Here is a 518-nt window from a genome sequence, read left to right as displayed (position 1 = left end):
CTACTGGGATAAGCTCTTAATATTTTATTAACAAAAGTGTACAATCCTTAGGTTCACATAAGGAGTGCATAATGAACGCAGCTAAAATCGGTGTCCTCACCCTCTTCCTGCTGATGGCCATCGGCGGTATCGGCGGTGTCATGCTGGCAGGTTACACATTCATTTTACGTGCAGGGTAAGGCAGCTCGCTAAGCGTTCAAATCCGCGGTCGACAATTACCGCCGCCAGCGCGACCAGCAGGGCTCCCTGAATCACATAGGCGGTATTGAACCCGCTAAGCCCGATGATGATCGGCGTGCCCAGCGTATTTGCCCCGACGGTTGAAGCTATCGTTGCGGTGCCAATATTAATAGTGACCGACGTGCGAATGCCCGCCAGAATAACCGGTGCCGCCAGCGGCAACTCCACTTTACGCAGCCGCTGCCCCTGACTCATGCCCATGCCACTGGCGATATCCATCACGCTGGAAGAAATGCCGCCAAGTCCCGCCAGAGTTGCCTGTAAGATCGGTAATACCC

At 53.9% G+C, this 518-nt stretch carries 2 protein-coding genes; one reads left to right on the top strand and one right to left on the bottom strand.

The window, feature by feature from the left end:
• The first annotated feature begins 71 nt into the window (after positions 1 to 71).
• Positions 72 to 179, top strand: a complete 108-nt coding sequence (locus ACU8YC_RS26175) for a protein YohO (protein ID WP_446896142.1) — start codon at positions 72 to 74, stop codon at positions 177 to 179.
• On the opposite strand, the gene ACU8YC_RS26170 is transcribed toward ACU8YC_RS26175, so the two are convergent.
• Positions 160 to 518: ABC transporter permease (locus ACU8YC_RS26170; protein WP_446896141.1), on the bottom strand; the 359-nt coding region annotated here is incomplete at its 5' end. The genes ACU8YC_RS26175 and ACU8YC_RS26170 overlap by 20 nt on opposite strands.

The sequence above is a fragment of the Citrobacter sp. VF227 genome, assembly GCF_052950715.1.
This window is presented reverse-complemented; position numbering and strand designations above follow the sequence as displayed.

Coding starts and splice junctions, on each gene's coding strand:
- ACU8YC_RS26175 (WP_446896142.1), top strand. CDS start 72: ATGAACGCAGCTAAAATCGGTGTCCTCACCCTCTTCCTGCTGATGGCC.